Raw genomic sequence first — 20398 nt, 5'->3', positions numbered from 1 at the left:
TATTTTACATAATACTAAAAACGGAGGATTAGAAAATGAATAAAACAATTGTACATAATGGTATCGTTAAGATTTATCTTGAAGGTGAATACGGTAAGGGGAAAGTATGTGTCGTTGAACACAAAGATTATTTAAGGCACAATCTTTCTAAATACAAATTAATTGGAAAACAAGACGGTTATGTTGAGTATTGGGATGCTGAGCAGAGAAAGTATTTTGCTTTACATCGTAAGATTATGGGTGTTACTGATCCAAAGATTCATGTTGATCATAAGAATGGCAACGGATTAGATAACCGGTCTACAAATTTACGTGAGGCTACTAATAGCGATAACCAGAAGAATAGTAAAATTAGAAAAGATAATTCGAGTGGATATAAAGGTTCAAGTTTTGTAAAAGCTACTGGTAAATGGTATGCCCAAGCTAGAATTAATAAGAAAAAGACTTCATTAGGCTTTTGGGATAGTGACATTGAAGCAGGTTATGCTTACGATGTAGCACTTAAACTTACTGGAAATGGATATGAGCGAACAAATAACATTGCTGATAGTGGTCTATTGGGGCCAGTTAAAATGAGAAAAATTGAAGAATACATAATGAATAAATTAGGTAAAGTTGCTGATCAGGATAGAAAACCTACGGATATTCCTTTTATCCCTGATACAACTGGATTACCTGTAAGAAATGAAATTGCTGAGATGAAAGAAGGGGAAATTTAATGAGCCATAAGAAGAAAGTATTTAGTCGTGCATTGATGTCTTATCTTATTACAGAAGGACATGAGGTAACGTCAATTGGTTATGATCCAAACACCAATAAATCATTTTATTGTTTTCCTGAAACCGAGGAAGTGGCTAGTGATATTAGAAAATACAATAACGATATTTGGTTACGTACATATAATGCTAACTTTAAAGATATCAATAAAAATCTATGGGAAGCAAAGCAATAAGTAATTGTTTTCCAGTTTCGTGATATAATAGGATTAATACTTAATATCAAGGGGGAAAAGATGAGAAAGCTAATAATGATAGCTAGTTTGCTTGTCTTATTCATTGGTGGTGGATTGCTAATAAGCAGTCTAATGACTACAACTGATAATGAAGCTGTTAGTGAAGTTGTAGAAGAAGATACAACTGTTGCTGCTGAAGAAACCGAGAGTGATGATGAGCCTTTGTTTACAATGGAAAGAAGTGCTGAGATATTACGAGACAGTGTAGGATTAGAGGATGGACAGTCTTCATATGATTACATTAGTACTGTGATGAGTGGATTTGAAGTATCTGATATGGGTGATCATATTTACACTTATAGTGATGTGTCAGGTGGAAGCAAAGAATGGATCAGAGTTACTTATAATGAAGATGAATCTGTTATTGAGAAAGTAGAAACTAGTCCTGGATTAGAGTAGATAAAGATTGTTCTTTAGATGAAACAAAATAAGTAAAATATTTCTATATTGAGAAGGATCACCTCTCATTCTGTCGAATTGTAAGATGATGGAAGGGAGGTGTTTTTGTGGAAAAGAATAATCTTAACAATTTCTTAGTTAAATTTTATTGCGATGACGAAAGAATACTTGATATTAATATTGAACATTGGAATGAATATGTTTCTGCTTTGAAGGTTGCTAATATTGTAACAATAAAAAGAAAAGCTTATAAGGTTTCTAGCATTAATATGCATCACAATACGGATAACGGACGGTTGGTTATTGAATTATACGTCATTTTAAACGAAGTAACAGTTGAATAATCTTGAGCACCCATTGTGGTGCTTTTTATTTTATTAAAATTTAAAGGAGAAGATGAATAATGTTAATGCGTGATACGTGTTACCCAGCAATTCTAGATCAGATTTATGATATGAAGAAAGAAGCTTATGTGAGGATTAAAGGGCAAGAGAATAATACTCATGTAGCATTAAGACAATTGGGATTAAGTAAAGAAACTACCTTTCGTGAAATCATACATACATTAGCATGTGTAGTGGATTCGACTAGGAGGTTGCATTTAGGTACTTCAATTATGGGGCCAGGATTTGAGGATGCAGAGATTAGTAATCTAATGAAGTATACTCACTTTGATTTCTAATGAGGGAGAATATATGAGATTAACTACAACAATAACTTGTGGAGGATGATTAATAATGAAGATTATGATTACAAGTGTAAGGTTAGCAGTGGGAACGGACGACAGATTGTGTAGTGCGGAGTTTATAGACATAGTTGATTATGAAATTGTGGGAACTGGTATCAGTGGCCGATATCGAGTAGGCAAACAGTTTGATGATGTAAATATGAAAGAACTTAAAGAAGAGATTAAAGCTCATATCATTAAAGAGTTAGTTGATTCGAATGATGCATCTTGTGACTATGATCACCTTAATTTGTTAGGTTGGTAAACAGACTACCCTACATAACAATAGAGTACCCCAGTGAAAGAGTGATACCCTATGCCTAAGAAGTCACCCCGTCAATGTAATGACCCAGGATGTGGACAGCTTACATATGATTCGTACTGTGAGTTACATAGTAAGGAAGTACATAAGGAATACAAAAGGAATAGGACTGACAAGAGAGAGCAGGCTTTCTATTCATCTGCAGCATGGAAGAAAGTAAGGGAACATAAGCGAGCTATCAGTCCATTGTGTGAGGTGTGTCTACCTGATAGGATAACTCCTATGGATATAGTCCACCACTACCAAGCCGAGGTAAAGGAAGATTGGAGTAGACGGTTAGACCTAAGTAACCTTCAGTCAGTCTGCTTCTCTTGTCACAACAAGTTACATGCAAACAAGAAGAAGTAATGATTGGTTAATGGATGATGTGAATGAGTAATGTAAGTATTAATTGATGATTATATTGTTGATTGATTGAGTAATAGTTTAATTGAATAAAGTGTCATAAGTATTCTAATTGCTAATGTTATTAATAGTGATTAGGATTTTTTTATGTGAAAAAGTATTTGTGCAAAATTACCAGGAAAATTTTAAAATTTATTTTTTATTTTTTTCAAAAAGCCCAGGGGCTAGTCTGAAAAACTTTTAAAAAATATTCTGTGGTCGGCGGGGAATTAAAAAAAAACAAAATGCGTTTAAAAAAGTAAGCTGGGTTTAAATATTTCGACGTATTTTTAGCAGAAAGGAGTGTGAATCATGCCAAGACCAGCAAAACCGGTACAATTGCATTTGTTAGAAGGTAATCCGAACCGAATTTCAAAGGAAAAGTTAGATAAGCGAAAAGAAGCTGAAGAAAGCATGACTTTCAAATCAGATAATCTTAAAGCACCAACTTGGTTAGATAAAGAAGCGAAAAAAATCTTCAATAAGCTTATTAAGGAATTTATTGCAGCAGGTATCCTGGTAAATGTAGACGTTCATGGCCTAGCTTTATACTGTGATGCTTATTCAGATTACATAAGATATACAAATACTATAGCCGAACAAGGTGATCAGATTGAGCAGACCAATAAAATGGGAGCTACTAACATGATACCTCATCCACTTTTAACTAAGAAGAAGCAAGCCTTTGATCAGATGAATAAGGTTGCAGGTGATTTTGGTTTGTCACCAGTTGCAAGAGCACGTCTAGCTGTTAATTTACAAAAGGATGAAGATGATGGGAATCCGTTCAGTGATCGTCTGTGACCCTAATTGAACGTGTATGGACTTATGCTCAAGACATAGTTGACGGAAATATCTTGGCTTGTAAAAAACATATTCAAGCATGTCAGAGATTCTTTGATGATGTAGTTAAGCTTGAAGATGAAGATTTCCAATACTATTTTGATGGCAATGAGCTTTATGACTTTTACGAATGGGCTAAAATGTTCAATCACAAGGAAGGATTATTGGCAAATCAACCTATTGAATTAACTGATTTTCAATTGTTCTTGGTTGCTAATATCTTTTGTTGGAAAGATAAAAAGACTCATGCTCGAAGGTTCAAACGTGCTTATATTCAATTGGCAAGGAAGCAAGCCAAATCACAGTTACAAGCATTGATTGCTTCGTATGTAGCTTTTTTAAGCAAAGAAAAAGAGCAAATATTCATTGCTGGTGTAACTAAGGAACAGTCTAAAATTGTTTATCAGCAGATACTTGACCAAATAGATGGCTGCAAACATTTAAAACATAAGTATTCTACTTCGTATGGGATTATTAAAACTAAACGTAACGGATCTATCATCCAACCTCTAAGTAAGGAAGCTCGTAAAACTGGAGATGGAAAATTTCCTAGTCTGGCCATTATCGATGAATATCATGCTCATCCTACGAGTGAAATTTACGATGTTCTTTTATCTGGAATGGTTGGTAGAAAGAATAGTTTAATTGTATCAATTACAACTGCAGGGCTTGATCTAGCTGTACCATGCTACAAAGAGTATCAGTATGTATCTAAAGTATTAGACCCTGAGAGTGTTGTAGATAATGATGAATATTTCGTTATGATTTGTGAAATGGAACCTGAAGATGATATTAAGGATTCAAGTTTATACATAAAAGCAAATCCGATTGTTGCTACGTACGAAGAAGGGCTAAAGGATTTAAAAAGTAGATTAAAAGTAGCTCATGAAATACCAGAAAAGATGACCGAATTTCTTACAAAGCATATGAATATTTGGGTGCAGCGTAAGCAAGGTGGCTACATGGACTTAGCAAAATGGAATGATTGTGGGCTTAAAAAGGATGAACAGTTACCAGATATAGATGGTAAAGAAGTCTACATTTCTGTTGATTTGTCTTCCACTCTTGATTTAACAAGCTGTGCTTTTATTATTCCAATTGGTGATGGGAAATTTGTGGTACTTGGTCATTCATTCATGCCGGAAGAGACAATGACAACTAAAATGGCAACAGATAAGCAACCATATGATTTATGGGAGCGTCAAAATTGGCTTTCTACTACCCCAGGAGATGTGGTTGATTACAGATTTTTACGTAAATATATACTTGAACAAGTCGAAAAATATAACTGGATTCCAAAAGGTTTCTTTTACGATGAATGGCAAGCACAAGAGATGTCTAATGAAATGCAAGATGAAGGATATCATACAGTAAAAGTTCCACAAAGAATTAACGTTCTATCTCCTGCTTGTAAAAGTTTTAGAGAATTAGTTTATCAAAAGAAAATTATACACATAAATAATCCATTACATAATTGGGCTTTTGGAAATGCAGTAACAAAGATGGATCACAATGAAAATATTATCCTAGATAAAGATAAGTCATCACAGCGTATTGATCCTGTTGCAGCAATTATAACAGGACATGCTCATGCGCGTTTTTATTATCAGCATGGAGATATTAATGAAATGGTATCGGATGATTTCTTGGACAAGATGGGTTGGTGATTATGAAGAAATTAGTTAGTTTTATTGCTGATTTTATTGAAGATATCCTTATTGTTATAGGTGTGCTGTTAATAATCGGAGCATTATTTATGCTCTATAGCATTGCTATTTCAATGATTGGTTTAGGTATCTTTCTAATTATTATCAGCGTAGTTGATGTACATGGAATTAAAGGCAGGAGGTGAATAAATGCTATTTAGAAAATCAGAAAAAAGGTCATATACTTTCCAAGATGTAGAGCTTGCCAAGCTTTTAGGCATTCCTATTGATGGAATTTCAGCAAGTAAAGTTAAAGAGGCAACGTATTTCACTTGTTTGCGTATTCTGAGCGATACTATAAGCAAATTAGGATTAAAGCTCTATCGTGAAACCGGTAATGGCATTAGTAAGGCAAGTGATCATTATTTGTATTCTATGTTAAAGCTAAGACCCAATAAAAACATGTCATCTTCTGACTTTTGGAAGGGTGTAGAGTATCAGCGCAACCATTATGGCCACTCTGTAGTAGTAATTCAGTCTGCAAACAACGGTAAAATAGAAGCTTTACATCCGTTAAATATGTCTAATGTTGAGATATGGGTAGATGATAAAGCAGTAATTGGGCGTACTCCTTCAATTTGGTACGTTTATCGGTCTACTGATAAAGAATATAAGTTTTCTAGTGATGAAGTTTTACACTTCAAAGGGCTAACTACTGATGGTATTAATAGCTTATCAGTAAGAGAATGTCTCAATAAAACCATAGAAAACCTTCAATATGGGTCAGAATACGTTAATAAATACTTTAAAGGTGGCTTATCTGCTAAGGGTTTACTTCAATATACTGGTGATATTGAACCAGGTGCAGCCAACCGAATGAAAGATCGGTTTGAAAAGATGGCTTCAGGTATGGATAACGTTGGTGGTATTTTACCTGTTCCAATGGGCTTTACTTTCTCTTCAATTAATTCTAATATGGCCGATGCTCAATTCCTGGAGATTAATAAATTCTCCATTCAACAAATTGCTGCTGCGTTTGGGATCAAACAACATATGGTCAATGATTTATCCGGTGCAAAGTTTAATAATGTACAGCAACAGAACGAAGAGTTCTATCGTGATACTTTGCAATCGATCCTTACTATGTATGAGCAAGAGTTAACGTGGAAATTGTTAACCGATAGAGAAAAATTAAATCATTTCTTTCAATTTAATGTGGATTCTATCCTTCGAACAGACATTAAGACTAGATATGATGCTTACGGTGTTGGAATTGATAAAGGTTTTCTTACTCCAAACGAAGCTAGGCTTAAAGAAGATATGCCTACAATGGATGGTGCTGACAGCTTAATTGTAAATGGTTCAATGCAACCTCTTGATAAAGTTGGGATGGCTTATGAGGAACCTGTAGAGCCACCTATTGAGGGAGGTGATATAGATGAGTAGAGAGAAAGAGATTAGAACACTTACAATGCCCGTTGAAGTCAGAGCAGATGAAGAGTCGGGGACTAATTATATTGTTGGTTATGCTCTTAAATTTAACTCTGAATCTAATGATTTAGGCGGTTTTGTAGAGATTATTGAGCCAGGCGCTTTAGACGGTGCTGATATGTCCGATGTAAGAGCACTATTTAATCATTCAGCTGATAAAGTACTAGCTCGTAGTAAATCAGGAACTTTAAAATTAGAAGTTGATGAAATTGGACTTAAATATACAATTGCACCACCTGATACTACATATGCTAGAGATTTGATGGAGTCAATGCAGCGAAAAGACATTGATCAATCTTCATTTGCATTCACTCTTAATTGGATGGAAGGCGATGATGATATTGAATATGATGAAGCAAGAGATATTTACATAAGAACTATCAAGAAATTCCGTAAAATTTGGGATGTTTCAGTCGTAACATATCCAGCTTATGAGAAAACAGAAAGTGTTGTTGGTCAAAGAAGTCTTGATAATTATAAGAATGAAGTTGCAAAACAACTTAAAAAGCGTCAAATCGCATTGGAGCTAGATTTAATCTAAGCTCTATTTTTAATGCCATAAATTAAACAATTATTAGAAAAGAGGACTATTAAATTATGAAAAAGATCGATGAGTTGAAGCAATCCCTTGAAACAATCAAAGGTGAAGCACGTTCTTTGAATGCTGAAGGTAAAGTTGATGAAGCGGAAGCAAAACTAGAAGAAGTGCGTTCTATTGCTAAACAAATTAAGATTCAAGAAGAGCTAGATGCAGATGAAAAGAGAGAGGCAGAAAAGAAAATGGAAAAACGTGAAGAAGTAAAAGAAACTACTATTGAAATGCGTCAATTGTTTGGGAAAATGCTACAAGGTAAGTCACTTACTGAAGAAGAACGTGCTCTTGCTCAATCTTCTGTACTTGCTGATGGAGGTTATCTTGTACCGAAAGAAGTTAAGACAGATATCAATGAACTAAAGCGTCAATACAAATCTGCTAAGGACATTGTAGGTGTTCTTCCCGTAGGTACTGAGTCAGGCTCATTCCAAATTGAAGATCTTGCTTCTATGCAGGAGCTAGTAAACTTTGATGAAGATAACTCAGGTCTAGCTGAACAGAATCCAAAGTTTAAGAATGTAGAATACAAGGTTGCCAATTATGGTGCAGTTACTCCTATTTCTCGTTCATTCCTTCAAGACGAAACAGCAAATTTCCTTACATATCTTAATGGAAACTTTGCTAAAAAGGCTATTCGTACTGAAAATAGCAAAATCTTTGCAGAATTGAAGCGTGGGAAAACTGCTGAAGCTCTTTCTGATATTAAATCAGTAAAGAAAGTTATTAATACTAAAGTAGATCCTATTATCAAAGATATCTCTGTAATTGCTACAAACCAAGATGGATTTAACGCACTTGATTCACTTGAAGATGCTCAAGGTCGTGGCTTGCTTCAAGCTAACCCTGCAAATCCTACTGAATACATGATTCTTGGTATGCCAGTACATGTATACTCTAATGCTGAATTGGCTTCTTCTACTGGTGCAACTCCAAAGGCTCCTATGTACATCGGTGCTTTATCTGAAGGTGTTAAATTCTTTGATCGTGGTGTTTATGAAGTACAAATGTCTGAACATGCTGGATTTAACAAAAATCAGGTTATGGCTCGTGTTGTAGAACGTTTTGATGTTAAGCAAGCTGACGCTGCTGCATACGTTTACGCTGAAATTCCAGTAGTTTAATAGCTAGAAGGGACTTACCTCCCTTCTTTTCTTATGGGAGGGTAACAAATGATAGTTGATTTAGTTGAAATGAAACAATATTTAAGGCTAGAAATTGCTGATGATGAAGAAGATGAGATGATTGAGAGCTTCCTTCTGGTTGCTGATGAGTATTTAAAGAGTGCTACAGGATTCAAATTTGAAACAGATGTGCCTGAAAGAGCTAAACTTATTATTAAATTGCTAGTCTCACATTGGTATGATAACCGTGCTGTCGTTGCCCCTAATATTGTAATGAATAAGATCCACTTTACAGTAGATGCTTTAATTTTCCAGTTAACCTATTCTCACGTTGAAGAAGATTTAATCCAATGAGCGTAGGTGCTGGCAAGTATAATAAGCGCATTTCAATACAAGTCAAGGGTGAGGGAAAAGACAAAGATGGTTATCCAATAAAAGATTGGCAAGATGTTGTTAAAGTTTGGGCTAATGTTAGAACGATCTCTGCAAAGGAGTATTTTCAATCTAAGCAGATGAAGAGTGAGAAAACAGCACAATTTCAGTTTAGATATCGTGAAGGATTACATGAGGATATGCGAATTGTCTATAAGGATAGAAATTATGAAATTGAATCCATTATTAATGACAATGAAGAGAATATCACTCTTACAATCATCGGGATTGAGGTGATTTAGATGGCGAATAATGGGTTTTCAGGGTTAGAAGGTATGACTGAGCTGATTAGTCGTTTAGAGAGCATGGGATCAAGTATCGATGAAAATTTAACAGATAAAGCTCTTCAAGCAGGATCAGAAATAGTCAAAGAAAAGGTAAGAAATCATCCAAATATGCCTGTCAGTAATGGCAGTGGCCCTCATGCTAGGGACAATATTGGCATTAAAAAGATGAAAAAAGGTCAATTTGACATTGGTGCAAGAGAAGAATTTTTCTATTTGTTATTTCATGAAGTTGGTGCTAAAGGGGGTACATACAAAGGGAAAGATGGTAAAAAGTACAAAATCCCTAATATTAGTGCCAAACCTTTTATGAGACCAGCATTTGAGACTCATAAGAATCTAATTGAGACTGCTATGGGTGAAGTAATCAAAAGGGAGCTTGGATTATGAGCATTAATGAGCTAATTATTTCTACTCTCAAGCCAATTGCCCCTATTGCTTTTCATGAGTATACAGGATCAGAAAGTAAATACATGACATTTTCTGTTTACAATCAAAGTGCCGGTTTAATTGCTGACGATGAAGAAATAATGACTGTTTATAGTATTCAACTTGATGTCTTTGGCAAAGGAAACATTGAAAGTGTTGTGTCACAAGCAAAAGAAGCATTAAAACAAGTTGGATTTGAAAGAATTAATGAAATGGATTTGTATGAAATTGAAACAAAAACATTTAGAAAAATGCTGATGTTCAAAACAAGTATGTGAGAGTAGCCTTTTGGCTGCTTTTTATTTAAAAAAATTAATGGAATGAGGAATTAATAATGGCTTTAGTCGGTCTAGATAATATTTACGTAGCAAAATTAACAGAAGAAAACGGTGAAATTACATATGATACACCGGTACGTATTCTAAACGCAATTGATGCAAAAATTACTCCTACAGTAGATAGCCAAAATCTATATGCTGATAACACTGTTGCAGAAATCCTTCGTGTGTTTTCTCAGGTAGATGTTGAATTTACAATTGCTGAATTGTCGTCTGATCATTATGCAATGCTTATGGGAGTCGAGAAGGATGAGAATGGTGTCCTAGTTGATTCTGCAGAAGATGAAGCACCTTATTTTGCATTTGGTTTCCGTGCTAAGAAGAGTAAGGGTGAAAATAGACTAGTTTGGCTTTATAAAGGTCGATTTACTTCAGTCGATGAATCTTACCAAACTCAATCTGATAAAGCTGACTTCACAACGCAGCCAATTAAAGGGACTTTTGTTAAGCGTTCCGATGGTAAGTGGAGAGCTAAGGTAGATACAGATGATCAAGACATTCCACTACCTGTTATCAATGATTGGTTTACAAAAGTTTATGATGGAGCAGTTGTTACTCCCTAAGTACGCCGCATACGGCACGTCATATACAGTCTATTACGAGTAAAGAGAGGATTGTCCTTTCTTTACTTTTTTTGTGCCAAAAAGTGCGGCTATTCGGTTTTAACAACTTAGACGAATAGCTGAATTTTTATGATTAAAATTAAGGAGTGAAATAATTTGGCAAATGATAATAAACAATTAATTAAAGATGCCAGTGGTAGCATACCTACTCCACAGTTTAAAGATAAGACCACTGGAGACTTCAAAAGTCATACTGGAGACAAAGCCCCCTTCTATCAATTGGTAGATGATACGGGAAAAGTTATCGGTGGATCTGTCCCCATCAATACGCAACTAACGGGGAGTATTGTTACAGATGTAACCCTGCAAAATGCAGTTAGTGCAACGGGAAACGGAACAGCGCACACACCGGTAAATGACGTTAAATTGCGCCTTGAAATAAACGGCACTAGCACAAGTCGAACAATTAATTTTGAGATGGCGAGTATTAGTGGGACTTACATTCCAGTTACAGCGTTCAACATCACTGATCCTACTAAATATGGAACATCAACAACGGGCGGAAGTAATACTACGCCGGAGTTTTGGGAAGTCGATGTGCCTGCTGGTTTCTCTTTTAGAGCAAGAGTTTCAGCAATCACCGGAGGAACTGTTACCGTAAAAGGTAAATCTAAGGTGGTGGCATAATGGGTAAGTTAGATACAGCGTTTGTTAATGCGGATAAGGCCTTGAAAGAAATATCCAAACCTATCAATCCTGAGAAAACCACTTTTATAAAGGTGTCTAAAAATCTAATCAGTAAAAAAGAGCTAACATTTGGTTATAATTTAGATTTAACTACTGGGGAAAACATTTCTAGTGGTACTGCTTCAATTTCACCACTCATTGAAATTAAACCAAATTCAAATTATTTTGCTAGTGCTTTTAATAGACGAGCATTTTATGACTCTAACAAAAATTTCATATCGGCAATTCCTGGAAATGGATCGTTTGTCACACCTGCTAACGCTAAATATATTAAAGTTTCAACTACTTCTCCTGATACTTTGATGATGAATGAAGGCGATACATCATTACCTTATGAGCCATATCTGCCCCCTTATTTTGAAAATGTAGAGGTTAAAACATTAGGTAAGAGTGTGGTTGGAGGTGAAAATTTAAAGCGGGGCGAAGTGGACGTTGTTCATTTAGGATTTGTAGAAGATTCGACAAATAAACTAAATACAGCGAATCTTACTGAAGGCTTCTCTATAAGTGCGACAACTGGAGAACCAGTAGCGAATTCTACAAATACTATATCTGATTTTTTTAAAATCAAACCTTCTCAACAATATATCGGGAATATTTCTAGGTGGGCGCAATATGACGCAAATAAAACATTCATTTCGAGTGCAACATCCAATCCTTTTACAGTTTCTTCAAATGCAGTCTATTTGAGAGTAGTTATTTATAACCCGAACGTAAGTGTTGCACAACTAAACGAAGGGGCTACGCTTCTACCTTACGAACCATTTTATAGAAAATTCAAGGAATCAAGCGGCCTTTCTTTCGATGTAAAAGAAACACCTATTAAAACAGCGGATTACTTTGTTGAGGATTTAGAAATAAACGGAATATTTAACGCACCTACGATGGAGAGTAAATCTGACACATCACCTTCACCTTTAGGAAATGAAAGTTATTCACAAATATATGGGTATTACGATGCCTTAGTTACGGCTTTCCCAGACTATGTGAAGAAAACGTTTCTAGGTAATGATGCAACAGGACTTCCTATCAATAGGTACGATTTTACTCCGCAACCTGTAAACAATGTTGATTCAGTAACAATGTTTCCAAAAGTATTAATCACTTCCGGCACACATGGTTTTGAACGTGATTCTGTTTGGATTACCCTTCAGACCATGAATCAGATCAGCGAACATTGGAAAGAAGATTCGCTATTAGAAGTTCTACGATGGAACGTACACTTTATCGTCATACCGTTGGTTAATCCATGGAGCTATGTTAATGCCACTAGGAAAAATTCAAACGGTGTAGATATAAACCGTAACTTTCCGACTGATTGGGAAGCTGGTAGTAGTGACCCAACTGCATCAACTTATCGAGGAACTGCCCCTTTGTCAGAGTTAGAAGCTCAATATGTGCATAATGTTATGACTTCTGAAATTAATAATTTGCTTTATGTTGTGGATTTTCATAACTTTCACACTCCAGCAACTCCGAGCGGTTTTATGTGGTTAGTTGGAGCGACTACCTTTAATCGAAGTGCAGCAAAGCATTTAATTAGTAAGATGTCGAGAAAATGGAAAAAAGAGCACACTTTTTTACCACAGGACAACTCAACCATGTTTGGGTATTCGAGTAGTGTCTCGGGTGGTTTAATAGCGCAAGAAGCGGTGAATCAAGGTGTTCAGTCGACTACTTTTGAGATTTGCCAAAGATTTGAATTAGAGCCTAATTTCGCGAATCATTCTTCTTTAACTATAACGCTCGGAGTTGAAGCGTTCACTAATTGGCTGCTTTTGATGATTAAAAACAATATCCGCATTTGGGAAAAGTAACACATATTCGGTTGCAACAACACTGTACAACTAACGGGTTGCGATAGTGGCTTATTAAAAAGAAAAATATTGATACATAAGAGGGGCTGAAGCCTCTCTTTTTTAATTAAAAAATTTGGAGGTACATACATGAAAGGTAAAGATTTGAAACAAGCAAAGGTATTGAGAATTGAGCTAGATAGAGAGCGTCCAATGACATTTGATTTTAATGCAATGTGCGAATTGCAGGAACTAGGATATCATGATCCTCAGTGGGCTTTTAGAGAGTTGCAGATGGAAAATTTAACTGCAATGAAGTCGGTTTTGTATGCAAGTTTAGTAGCAGGACAATTGACAGAAGATGAAGATGCTTCACTGGATTTAACAGTTCATAAGGTCGGAAGCATTCTTGGTAAAATCATGACTTCTGATAAGGATCATTTCACATCAATTTTTAGTAACTTAGGGGAAGTAATAAGAGATTTCTTTCCGTCAGAATCAGAAGAACAAAATAAAGAAGAAACTGATGGTAATGATTCAAAAAACTAACTAGCCAACCTCAAGAATTTGATTGGGGTTGGTTTTTATATGTTGCTACAAACGAATTAGGCTTCTCTGAAAAAGAATTTTGGAGAATGACTTTGAGGAAGTTAGACCTTTTATGGAAAACAAAATGTCAATTTAAATATGGAAATAAAGAATCACACGATAAAAATGATATCGATAATAACAAGAAAACTTTTATTGATGAAACTAATGAAATGGATTTTTGGAATTTATAAAGTTTCTAGTTAGAAAAGAGGTGAATCAATGTCGAGTAATGAAAATTTAGGTGCTCTTAGAATATCTCTAGGCTTAGACTCAGCGCAATTTAATCAGAGTATTACTGATATTAATAGACAGTTAAAAGCTGTAAGGTCAGAATTCACTGCTACTAATGATGGTACTAAAGAGTATGCTAAATCATTAGAAGGTTTAAGAGCTAGAAATGATACTCTTACACGTCAAATGCAGTTACATAGAGCTAAAGTTACCGAATTAAGGCGACAATATGAGCAATCTGTCCAAGTTAAAGGCGAAGACGATGCTGCAACACAAAGACTATTAATCCAATATAACAATGCTCAAGGTGTTCTCAGACGTACACAATCCTCTCTTGAAAGAAATAATGCAGCTATTGAAGAACAAACAAATAAGGCAAAAAAGGCTGAAAAAGCTCTGAAAAACTTCGGAGACGGTGCTAAGTCGATTGGTGGTACATTATCTAAAACTTTAACCCCTGCATTGGGCGCAATGGGAATTGGACTACTTAAAATTGCTGATAATGCAGATGGATCTTCAGCACGTATACAAAGAGTATTAGGTATAACAGGTGAAGAAGCTGATAAATTAAGCGAAAAAGCTCGTGGACTTTGGGAAGAAGGCTGGGGCGACAGCGTAGAAGATGTTGAAGATGCCCTTTTAAATGTAAAGCAAAATATGAAAGATATTAATGAAGCTGATTTAGTTAAAGTAACTGGCAATGCTATGTATCTTGCTGAAATATTTGATGCTGAAGTTAATGAGGTAACTCGTGCAGGTAATAATTTAATGAAAGGCTTTGGATTAGAAAGTGAAGAAGCCTTTGATTTGATGGCTTGGGGTGCTCAAAATGGTCTTAACTTTTCACAAGAAATGTTTGATAACCTATCTGAATATGCACCACTCTATAAGAATTTAGGGTTTTCTGCTGAAGAATATTTTGATTACCTTCAAAAAGGCTCAGAAGAAGGGGTTTACAACCTTGATTATCTAAATGATGCTATGAAAGAATTTTCTATTGTTACTGCTGAAGGTGGGGATGCCACTACTGAAACAATGGGAGAGCTTTCTAAAGGTACTCAGGATTTATTCAAGAAGTTTGAGAATGGCGAAGCTACTGTAAAAGACTTACATAATTCAGTTATCAAAGATTTAAATGGAATGGACGACAAAGTTAAGGCTAATCAACTAGGTGTATCACTTTATGGAACTAAGTGGGAAGACATGGGTGTTGATACCATGCTTGCTCTTGGTGGTATAACAGGTGAGCTTGATAACGTTAATGGTGCAATGGATCGTTCTGGTGATAACGTTGAATATACATTTGGAGAAAAAGCACAAGTTTTATTTAGACAAACACAAGATGCTTTATTGCCTTTAGGAGAAACTTTATTAGAAGTTGCACAAGACTGGCTTCCTAAAGTTACTGCTGGTATTGAATTTGTGACTGAAAAGTTTGAAAACATGTCTCCTACTATGAAGAATCTAACCCTTATTGTAGGTGGAGTAGGCTTAGTAATCGGCCCCGTAATTGGAGCAGTTGGTATGTTTGCTTCTGCTATTGGTGGTCTAATTCCAATTGTAACTTCAGTAACAGGATTTATCGCTGGTGCAGGTGGGGTAACTGGTGCTTTAGGAGTAGCGTTTACTGCATTAACAGGGCCGGTAGGTCTTACAATTGCAGCAGTTGCAGCTCTAGGAGCAGGTTTCTTGGCACTTGATCATGAAATGGATAAACCTGTACTTAAATCAGAGATATTTAGTGATAAGATTTCTGAAGCTACACAAAAGGCTGTAGGAAGTTACATGAAATTGAATGATGATGCTACTGCTGAATTAAATTATCTTTCTTCCTCACAATCTACTATTACACAAGGTATCGCTGATGATATGGTATCTAAGTATAAGTCTATGGGTGATCAAGTTTTAACTGCCATGAAAGAAAATCATCAAAAACAACTTGATGAAACTCAGAGCTTATTTGATCAAAGTGCTATCTTAACCGAGGAAGAAGAAGCAAAACGATTAGCAAAGTTAAAGGCAGAACAGTTAAAAGAAACAGAAGAACATGATAAGAATCAAAAAAGAATCAATGAAATTTGGCAAACTGCTGCTGATGAAAAACGTGGCATTACGGATAAAGAAGCTGCTGAGATCGCTAAGATTCAAGAAAAACAACGTACTAAAGCTGTCGAGGAATTATCTAAAAGTAAAGAAGAACAAAAGATTATCCTTACTAACTTGAAAGAAGAACAAAGTGTCATTAATGCTGAAACTGCTGCTAATACTGTTAAAAAGTCAGTTGAGACAAGGGATAAAGTTGTTAAAGAAGCTAACAAACAGTATAAAGAAAAAGTAGCAACAGCAAAAACTGCTCGTGATGATCTTGGCATTATTTCTGCTGATGAAGCTGACAAAATTATTAAAGAAGCAGAAGAATCAAGAGATGAATCTGTAGATGCTGCTGAAGATATGCATAAAAAAGTCATCAAGGAAGCAAAGGGTCAAGCTAAGGATCATGCAGATGAAATCGACTGGGAAACTGGTGAAGTTAAGTCTGGATGGGATCAAATGTGGGAGAAGGTAGACAAAGTTTGGGGATGGATTAGTAATCTATTTGGAAATGACAGCTCTGCTAAAAAATCTACGTCTACAGTCGGAGGCACTAGCCAATATAGAAAATATGCAAAAGGTACAAAGAATGGTCGTCATCCAGGTGGACGTGCTTTAGTTGGTGAAGAAGGACGTGAGCTTGCTCATATTCCTGGTAGAGGTATCACAATGCTTGGTCAAGGTGGAGCAGAAATGGTAAATCTACCTGCTGGTTCTTCAGTTTTACCACATGGTCATACTGAAGGTATATTGAAACAATACGGTTTTCCTTCAAATACGCCTGCTTATGCCACAGGAATAGGTGACTTTTTTGATACTATTCTTGAAGGGCCGAAGGCTATCTTTAACAAAGGGGTAGAGAAATTTGGATTAAAAGATAATATTTTACCTTCATGGTTTACTAAAGTCAGTGGTAGTCCCGTTGAAGCAATTAAAGGTTTAGCTCAAAGTAAAATCCAATCTTTAATTGATGATTGGGGCTTCTTTGGTGGCGGTAGTGCTTCTGGTAAAAATGTATTTGGTCATATGACTAAGACATCTTCTTATGGTTATCGAAAACATCCTATTACTGGACAAATGAAACTACATGCCGGTGTCGATTATGGTGCTCCTACTGGAACTCCTATATATTCTGCTTCAGGTGGTAAAGTAATTTTCTCTGGATACGGTCAAAGAGGTTCCGGTTATGGTGGATATGGTAACGTTGTTGCAATTACTGACGGTGCTGGATTCACTCATATGTATGCTCATAACTCAAGAAACTATGTAAGCTCTGGTCAATTGGTCAAAACTGGTCAAACTATTGCTGCTGTAGGCTCTACTGGTGATTCAACCGGCCCCCATTTGCATTATGAAGTACGTAAAGGTGGTCGTCCTGTTAACCCTGGTTATGCTTCTGGTGGCTTCATTAATGAAGAACACACAGCTCAAGTTGGAGAAGGTGGTAAGAAAGAAGTAATCATTCCACTTGAACAATACAAAGGGAGAGCTGTTGATCTATGGTTGCAGACTGGTAAGATACTTGGAATGTTTAAAGCTCCACAAACTTATCAGGTAAGTAGTGTAGGTGCATCTAGTTCAGGTTCAATGTCTTCTAATATGATTGATAACCTTGTGAGAAGTATTCAAGGATCATCTTCAAATGCAGAAAGTCAATTGCAACCAATCACATTGAATTATTATGGATCTGGCTCAAGAGAAGATGCTTCAGATTTTGCTAGTGTTGTAGAAGAGCAGCTTACTAGAAATATGAGACGACAAAATAGAGGGAAGGGGATTAAATGAACAGGTATTTAACTATTCAACGTTTAAATGGACAAGAATACATATTAAATAAGCAAAATGGTTTTATTGTAAGTAGTTTTAAAATAAGTGCCCCTTCTCCTCGTATTGCTAGTGAGTATGTTGAAGGTTTAGACGGATACATAGATATGGGTGCTGATTATGCGGAGCGTAGGATTGAATCTACGCTCCATTTTCTTGCCTTGGATGAGATTGATTACATTCTAAAAAGGAATGAGATTTTCAGCATTTTTGCAAGTAAGGAACAATTTTATGTAATTGACAGTAGAGAACCAGGTAAACGTTGGCTAGTCCGTGCTGAAGGATATTCACCTGATTTAGTTGGATCTAGAACTGGTACTGTAAATATCAATTTCATTTCTGCTAGTACATATGCAGAGTCAACCGGTACTTCACTTGATCCTAAAACTTTTGCTTTGGGTATTTGGCAAATTGGCCAAGGGCTAATCTTAGATGAAACTCTATACACACATACAACTAATACTTTTAGGATTTATAACCCTAGTGCTGTCGATATCGATCCAAGAAATTTACCATTAGTTATTACTTTTAGAGGAGCTTCAACTAATCTTCAAATCAAAAATTTAACTACATTAGATTTTTATAAGTATACAGGAAGCACAGGGACTAATGACAAACTTGAGCTAAGTGGAATTCGCTCCTTAAAAAATGGCGTATCTGTATTTAAAAATACTAATAGAAAATTGATTAAACTAAAATCTGGTTGGAATGACTTTGAGATTATTGGTTCTTCATCATTCTCAATCACTTTCGATTTCAGGTTTTATTATCTATAAGGAAGTGATGATAATTGGCGAAGTATAAAAAAGTAAGTAATGCTTTAGATCCTAACTTTAGGAACGATTATAATAATAACGTTGATGCTATAGAAGCAGATATGGAGAAATCATTAAGTGATTCCTCAGAAGCTCTCAATATTGCTAATCAAGCACAATTCCAATCTCAATCTGCAGAAGATAAAGCGAATAGTGTTAAAGCTGAATTTAACCAGGTCGTTATTGAAGGTGATTCATCCGTTGAAGCTGCTCAAGCTAGAGTGGATGCTGATGGAGTAACACATACAACTTTAAAAGAACGATTAGATGCTAATGAAACTGAAACTGCAAATGAGATTGATCAGATTCAGAATGACGTCAATGGATTAAATGTGGGAGTCAATGAGATTAATGAATCAACTATTCCTCAAATTCAAAATGACATTACTAATTTAAATAGTCAAATTGAAAAAGAATCTGAATTTAGTAAGCCTTTCCCTTGGTATGTAGCTCATAGAGGTGCTAGAAATATTTATCAAGAACATACGATAAAAGCTTATGAAAATTGTATAGCTAGGGGAAATAAACTAATTGAATTAGACGTTCGAAAGAATGCAGATGGAGCATTAGTAGTAATGCATGACGACACACTTGATCGAACTACAGACGGAAAATGGAATGTTAATTTGGTTAGCACAGGTTATCTTTCCACTCGTAGTGTAGACGATAAAGTGACTACAGGTGAATATGGTTATACTAATCAACCTATTCCTACGCTTAATCAGGTTTTTGAAAGATTAGGGAGAAAAACAAACTATATTATTGAGAGTAAAGACAGAGAAAGTGCTCAAGATATTTGTGCTCTAGTGAAGAAGATGAAACTAGAGGATTTTGTTATTATACAGTCCTTTAGTTCGAGTGATTTACGCACAATAAAAGATGAAGGTATTAGATTAATGTATCTATCTGATTTAGTGCAACCACTTGCTGTTAACCTATTTTTGTTAGATAACATTCATTATCTAGGTTGCTCCGTAAACGCACCTGATTCGTACATTACTAGTATGATGAATGAAGGATTTAAAGTATTCGTCTATACCGTTAATCACAAGTTTCAACATGAAAGACTGCAAGCTTTAGGTGTGCATGGATATTTTAGTGATGAGCCGTTTTACATACAGAATAATTATCAACTTTCTACGGATAGATTTAGAGAAAAGGTCTTTACTGATGGTATGTTGGCTTGTGATGGTGAATACAGGGGAACATTTAATACTCAAACTCTGAGTCCTTACACATGGGGATTTACTGATAATACCACTAAAGTAAACGAGAGAGACTTTGTTTTACAAGGATATCTTGGGGAACTAGATGAATCATTTACTCTTAATTATCAAATTCAATTTGAAAACATAGCTACAGGATGGTTGAGCACAGCTATTTGTTTAGGCAAAGATTACTTTGACGATACAAATTATGCAAAATCTGCAGGTGGTTATCATCTATTGTTTTCTGAAATAGGGCATTTGTTTATCTACAAAATTACTGACACTGAAGCTGTAAAAATTGCTGAATACAGAACTAATCAACCAGTTGCAGCCAATACACCAATTGATTTGAAAGTTACTGTAAATACTACAAGTATTAAATTTGAGCGTTTGGACGTTCCTTATAGTGTAACTGCTGTAGATAATTCTAAGCGTAGTGGGTATGTGGCATTTGGAAGAAGAATGGTTCGTGGATCGTTTTCAAATGTAAGTGTATCTTAATATGAAAG

General features: G+C 35.5%; 24 protein-coding genes. All 24 read left to right on the top strand.

All coding sequences use genetic code 11. The features are described from left to right. Positions 1-35 precede the first annotated feature (35 nt). The 24 genes from ABVF21_RS02170 to ABVF21_RS02055 all read left to right on the top strand — a co-directional run bounded on the left by ABVF21_RS02170 (position 36) and on the right by ABVF21_RS02055 (position 20390). Positions 36-719 (top strand): HNH endonuclease, encoded by a 684-nt coding sequence (locus ABVF21_RS02170; RefSeq protein WP_371017401.1) that lies wholly within the window; start codon positions 36-38, stop codon positions 717-719. After that, positions 719-952 (top strand): DUF5659 domain-containing protein, encoded by a 234-nt coding sequence (locus tag ABVF21_RS02165; RefSeq protein WP_371017400.1) that lies wholly within the window; start codon positions 719-721, stop codon positions 950-952. Before ABVF21_RS02170 ends, ABVF21_RS02165 begins: the two co-directional genes overlap by 1 nt. A 60-nt stretch (positions 953-1012) precedes the next feature. After that, entirely contained in the window at positions 1013-1411 is a 399-nt protein-coding gene (locus tag ABVF21_RS02160) for a hypothetical protein (protein ID WP_371017399.1), read from the top strand. A gap of 107 nt (positions 1412-1518) precedes the next feature. Continuing rightward, complete coding sequence (locus ABVF21_RS02155; RefSeq protein ID WP_371017398.1) at positions 1519-1755, top strand: hypothetical protein; 237 nt, start codon at positions 1519-1521, stop codon at positions 1753-1755. Positions 1756-1814: 59 nt separating this feature from the next. After that, positions 1815-2093: a hypothetical protein gene (locus ABVF21_RS02150; protein WP_371017397.1), complete on the top strand. Its 279-nt coding sequence runs from the start codon at positions 1815-1817 to the stop codon at positions 2091-2093. 55 nt (positions 2094-2148) lie between these two features. Next, the gene (locus ABVF21_RS02145) at positions 2149-2403 is read left to right on the top strand and encodes a hypothetical protein (protein ID WP_371017396.1); all 255 of its coding nucleotides are present in this window, start codon (positions 2149-2151) and stop codon (positions 2401-2403) included. Between the two features lie 51 nt (positions 2404-2454). Beyond that, positions 2455-2808 carry an HNH endonuclease gene (locus ABVF21_RS02140; protein WP_371017395.1) on the top strand — a complete coding sequence of 118 codons (354 nt, stop codon included), beginning with the start codon at positions 2455-2457 and terminating at the stop codon, positions 2806-2808. Positions 2809-3156: 348 nt separating this feature from the next. Beyond that, positions 3157-3648 carry a phage terminase small subunit P27 family gene (locus ABVF21_RS02135; protein ID WP_371017394.1) on the top strand — a complete coding sequence of 164 codons (492 nt, stop codon included), beginning with the start codon at positions 3157-3159 and terminating at the stop codon, positions 3646-3648. Then, positions 3645-5354, top strand: a complete 1710-nt coding sequence (locus tag ABVF21_RS02130) for a terminase large subunit (RefSeq protein ID WP_371017393.1) — start codon at positions 3645-3647, stop codon at positions 5352-5354. Before ABVF21_RS02135 ends, ABVF21_RS02130 begins: the two co-directional genes overlap by 4 nt. Before the next feature lie 2 nt (positions 5355-5356). After that, positions 5357-5539, top strand: a complete 183-nt coding sequence (locus tag ABVF21_RS02125) for a hypothetical protein (protein ID WP_371017392.1) — start codon at positions 5357-5359, stop codon at positions 5537-5539. A 4-nt stretch (positions 5540-5543) separates the two neighbouring features. Further along, positions 5544-6779: a phage portal protein gene (locus ABVF21_RS02120; protein ID WP_371017391.1), complete on the top strand. Its 1236-nt coding sequence runs from the start codon at positions 5544-5546 to the stop codon at positions 6777-6779. Continuing rightward, complete coding sequence (locus tag ABVF21_RS02115) at positions 6772-7365, top strand: HK97 family phage prohead protease (RefSeq protein ID WP_371017390.1); 594 nt, start codon at positions 6772-6774, stop codon at positions 7363-7365. Before ABVF21_RS02120 ends, ABVF21_RS02115 begins: the two co-directional genes overlap by 8 nt. A gap of 56 nt (positions 7366-7421) precedes the next feature. Then, entirely contained in the window at positions 7422-8540 is a 1119-nt protein-coding gene (locus ABVF21_RS02110; protein ID WP_371017389.1) for a phage major capsid protein, read from the top strand. 48 nt (positions 8541-8588) lie between these two features. Beyond that, positions 8589-8894: a head-tail connector protein gene (locus ABVF21_RS02105; RefSeq protein WP_371017388.1), complete on the top strand. Its 306-nt coding sequence runs from the start codon at positions 8589-8591 to the stop codon at positions 8892-8894. Then, the gene (locus ABVF21_RS02100) at positions 8891-9214 is read left to right on the top strand and encodes a phage head closure protein (RefSeq protein ID WP_371017387.1); all 324 of its coding nucleotides are present in this window, start codon (positions 8891-8893) and stop codon (positions 9212-9214) included. The genes ABVF21_RS02105 and ABVF21_RS02100 overlap by 4 nt, the downstream gene beginning before the upstream one ends. Positions 9215-9247: 33 nt before the next feature. Beyond that, positions 9248-9646, top strand: coding sequence for an HK97-gp10 family putative phage morphogenesis protein (locus ABVF21_RS02095; protein WP_371017385.1), 399 nt, complete (start codon positions 9248-9250; stop codon positions 9644-9646). Beyond that, complete coding sequence (locus ABVF21_RS02090) at positions 9643-9963, top strand: hypothetical protein (protein WP_371017384.1); 321 nt, start codon at positions 9643-9645, stop codon at positions 9961-9963. The genes ABVF21_RS02095 and ABVF21_RS02090 overlap by 4 nt, the downstream gene beginning before the upstream one ends. A 56-nt stretch (positions 9964-10019) precedes the next feature. Further along, the gene (locus ABVF21_RS02085; protein ID WP_371017383.1) at positions 10020-10586 is read left to right on the top strand and encodes a major tail protein; all 567 of its coding nucleotides are present in this window, start codon (positions 10020-10022) and stop codon (positions 10584-10586) included. Positions 10587-10742: 156 nt separating this feature from the next. Next, a complete protein-coding gene (locus ABVF21_RS02080) occupies positions 10743-11273 on the top strand; it encodes a hypothetical protein (protein ID WP_371017382.1) in 531 nt (176 codons plus the stop codon). Then, positions 11273-13150, top strand: a complete 1878-nt coding sequence (locus tag ABVF21_RS02075) for a M14 family metallopeptidase (RefSeq protein ID WP_371017381.1) — start codon at positions 11273-11275, stop codon at positions 13148-13150. Before ABVF21_RS02080 ends, ABVF21_RS02075 begins: the two co-directional genes overlap by 1 nt. A 129-nt stretch (positions 13151-13279) precedes the next feature. Further along, positions 13280-13678: a hypothetical protein gene (locus tag ABVF21_RS02070; RefSeq protein ID WP_371017380.1), complete on the top strand. Its 399-nt coding sequence runs from the start codon at positions 13280-13282 to the stop codon at positions 13676-13678. A 261-nt stretch (positions 13679-13939) separates the two neighbouring features. Further along, positions 13940-17827 carry a peptidoglycan DD-metalloendopeptidase family protein gene (locus ABVF21_RS02065; protein WP_371017379.1) on the top strand — a complete coding sequence of 1296 codons (3888 nt, stop codon included), beginning with the start codon at positions 13940-13942 and terminating at the stop codon, positions 17825-17827. Then, on the top strand, positions 17824-18642 hold the full coding sequence (locus ABVF21_RS02060) for a phage tail family protein (protein ID WP_371017378.1): 819 nt from the start codon (positions 17824-17826) through the stop codon (positions 18640-18642). Before ABVF21_RS02065 ends, ABVF21_RS02060 begins: the two co-directional genes overlap by 4 nt. Before the next feature lie 14 nt (positions 18643-18656). After that, a complete protein-coding gene (locus tag ABVF21_RS02055; protein ID WP_371017377.1) occupies positions 18657-20390 on the top strand; it encodes a glycerophosphodiester phosphodiesterase in 1734 nt (577 codons plus the stop codon). The last annotated feature ends 8 nt before the right edge of the window (positions 20391-20398 follow it).

Origin of the sequence: Pseudalkalibacillus sp. JSM 102089 (assembly GCF_041366475.1) — a bacterium.
Taxonomy (GTDB): Bacteria; Bacillota; Bacilli; order Bacillales; family Guptibacillaceae; genus Guptibacillus; species Guptibacillus hwajinpoensis_B.
This window is presented reverse-complemented; position numbering and strand designations above follow the sequence as displayed.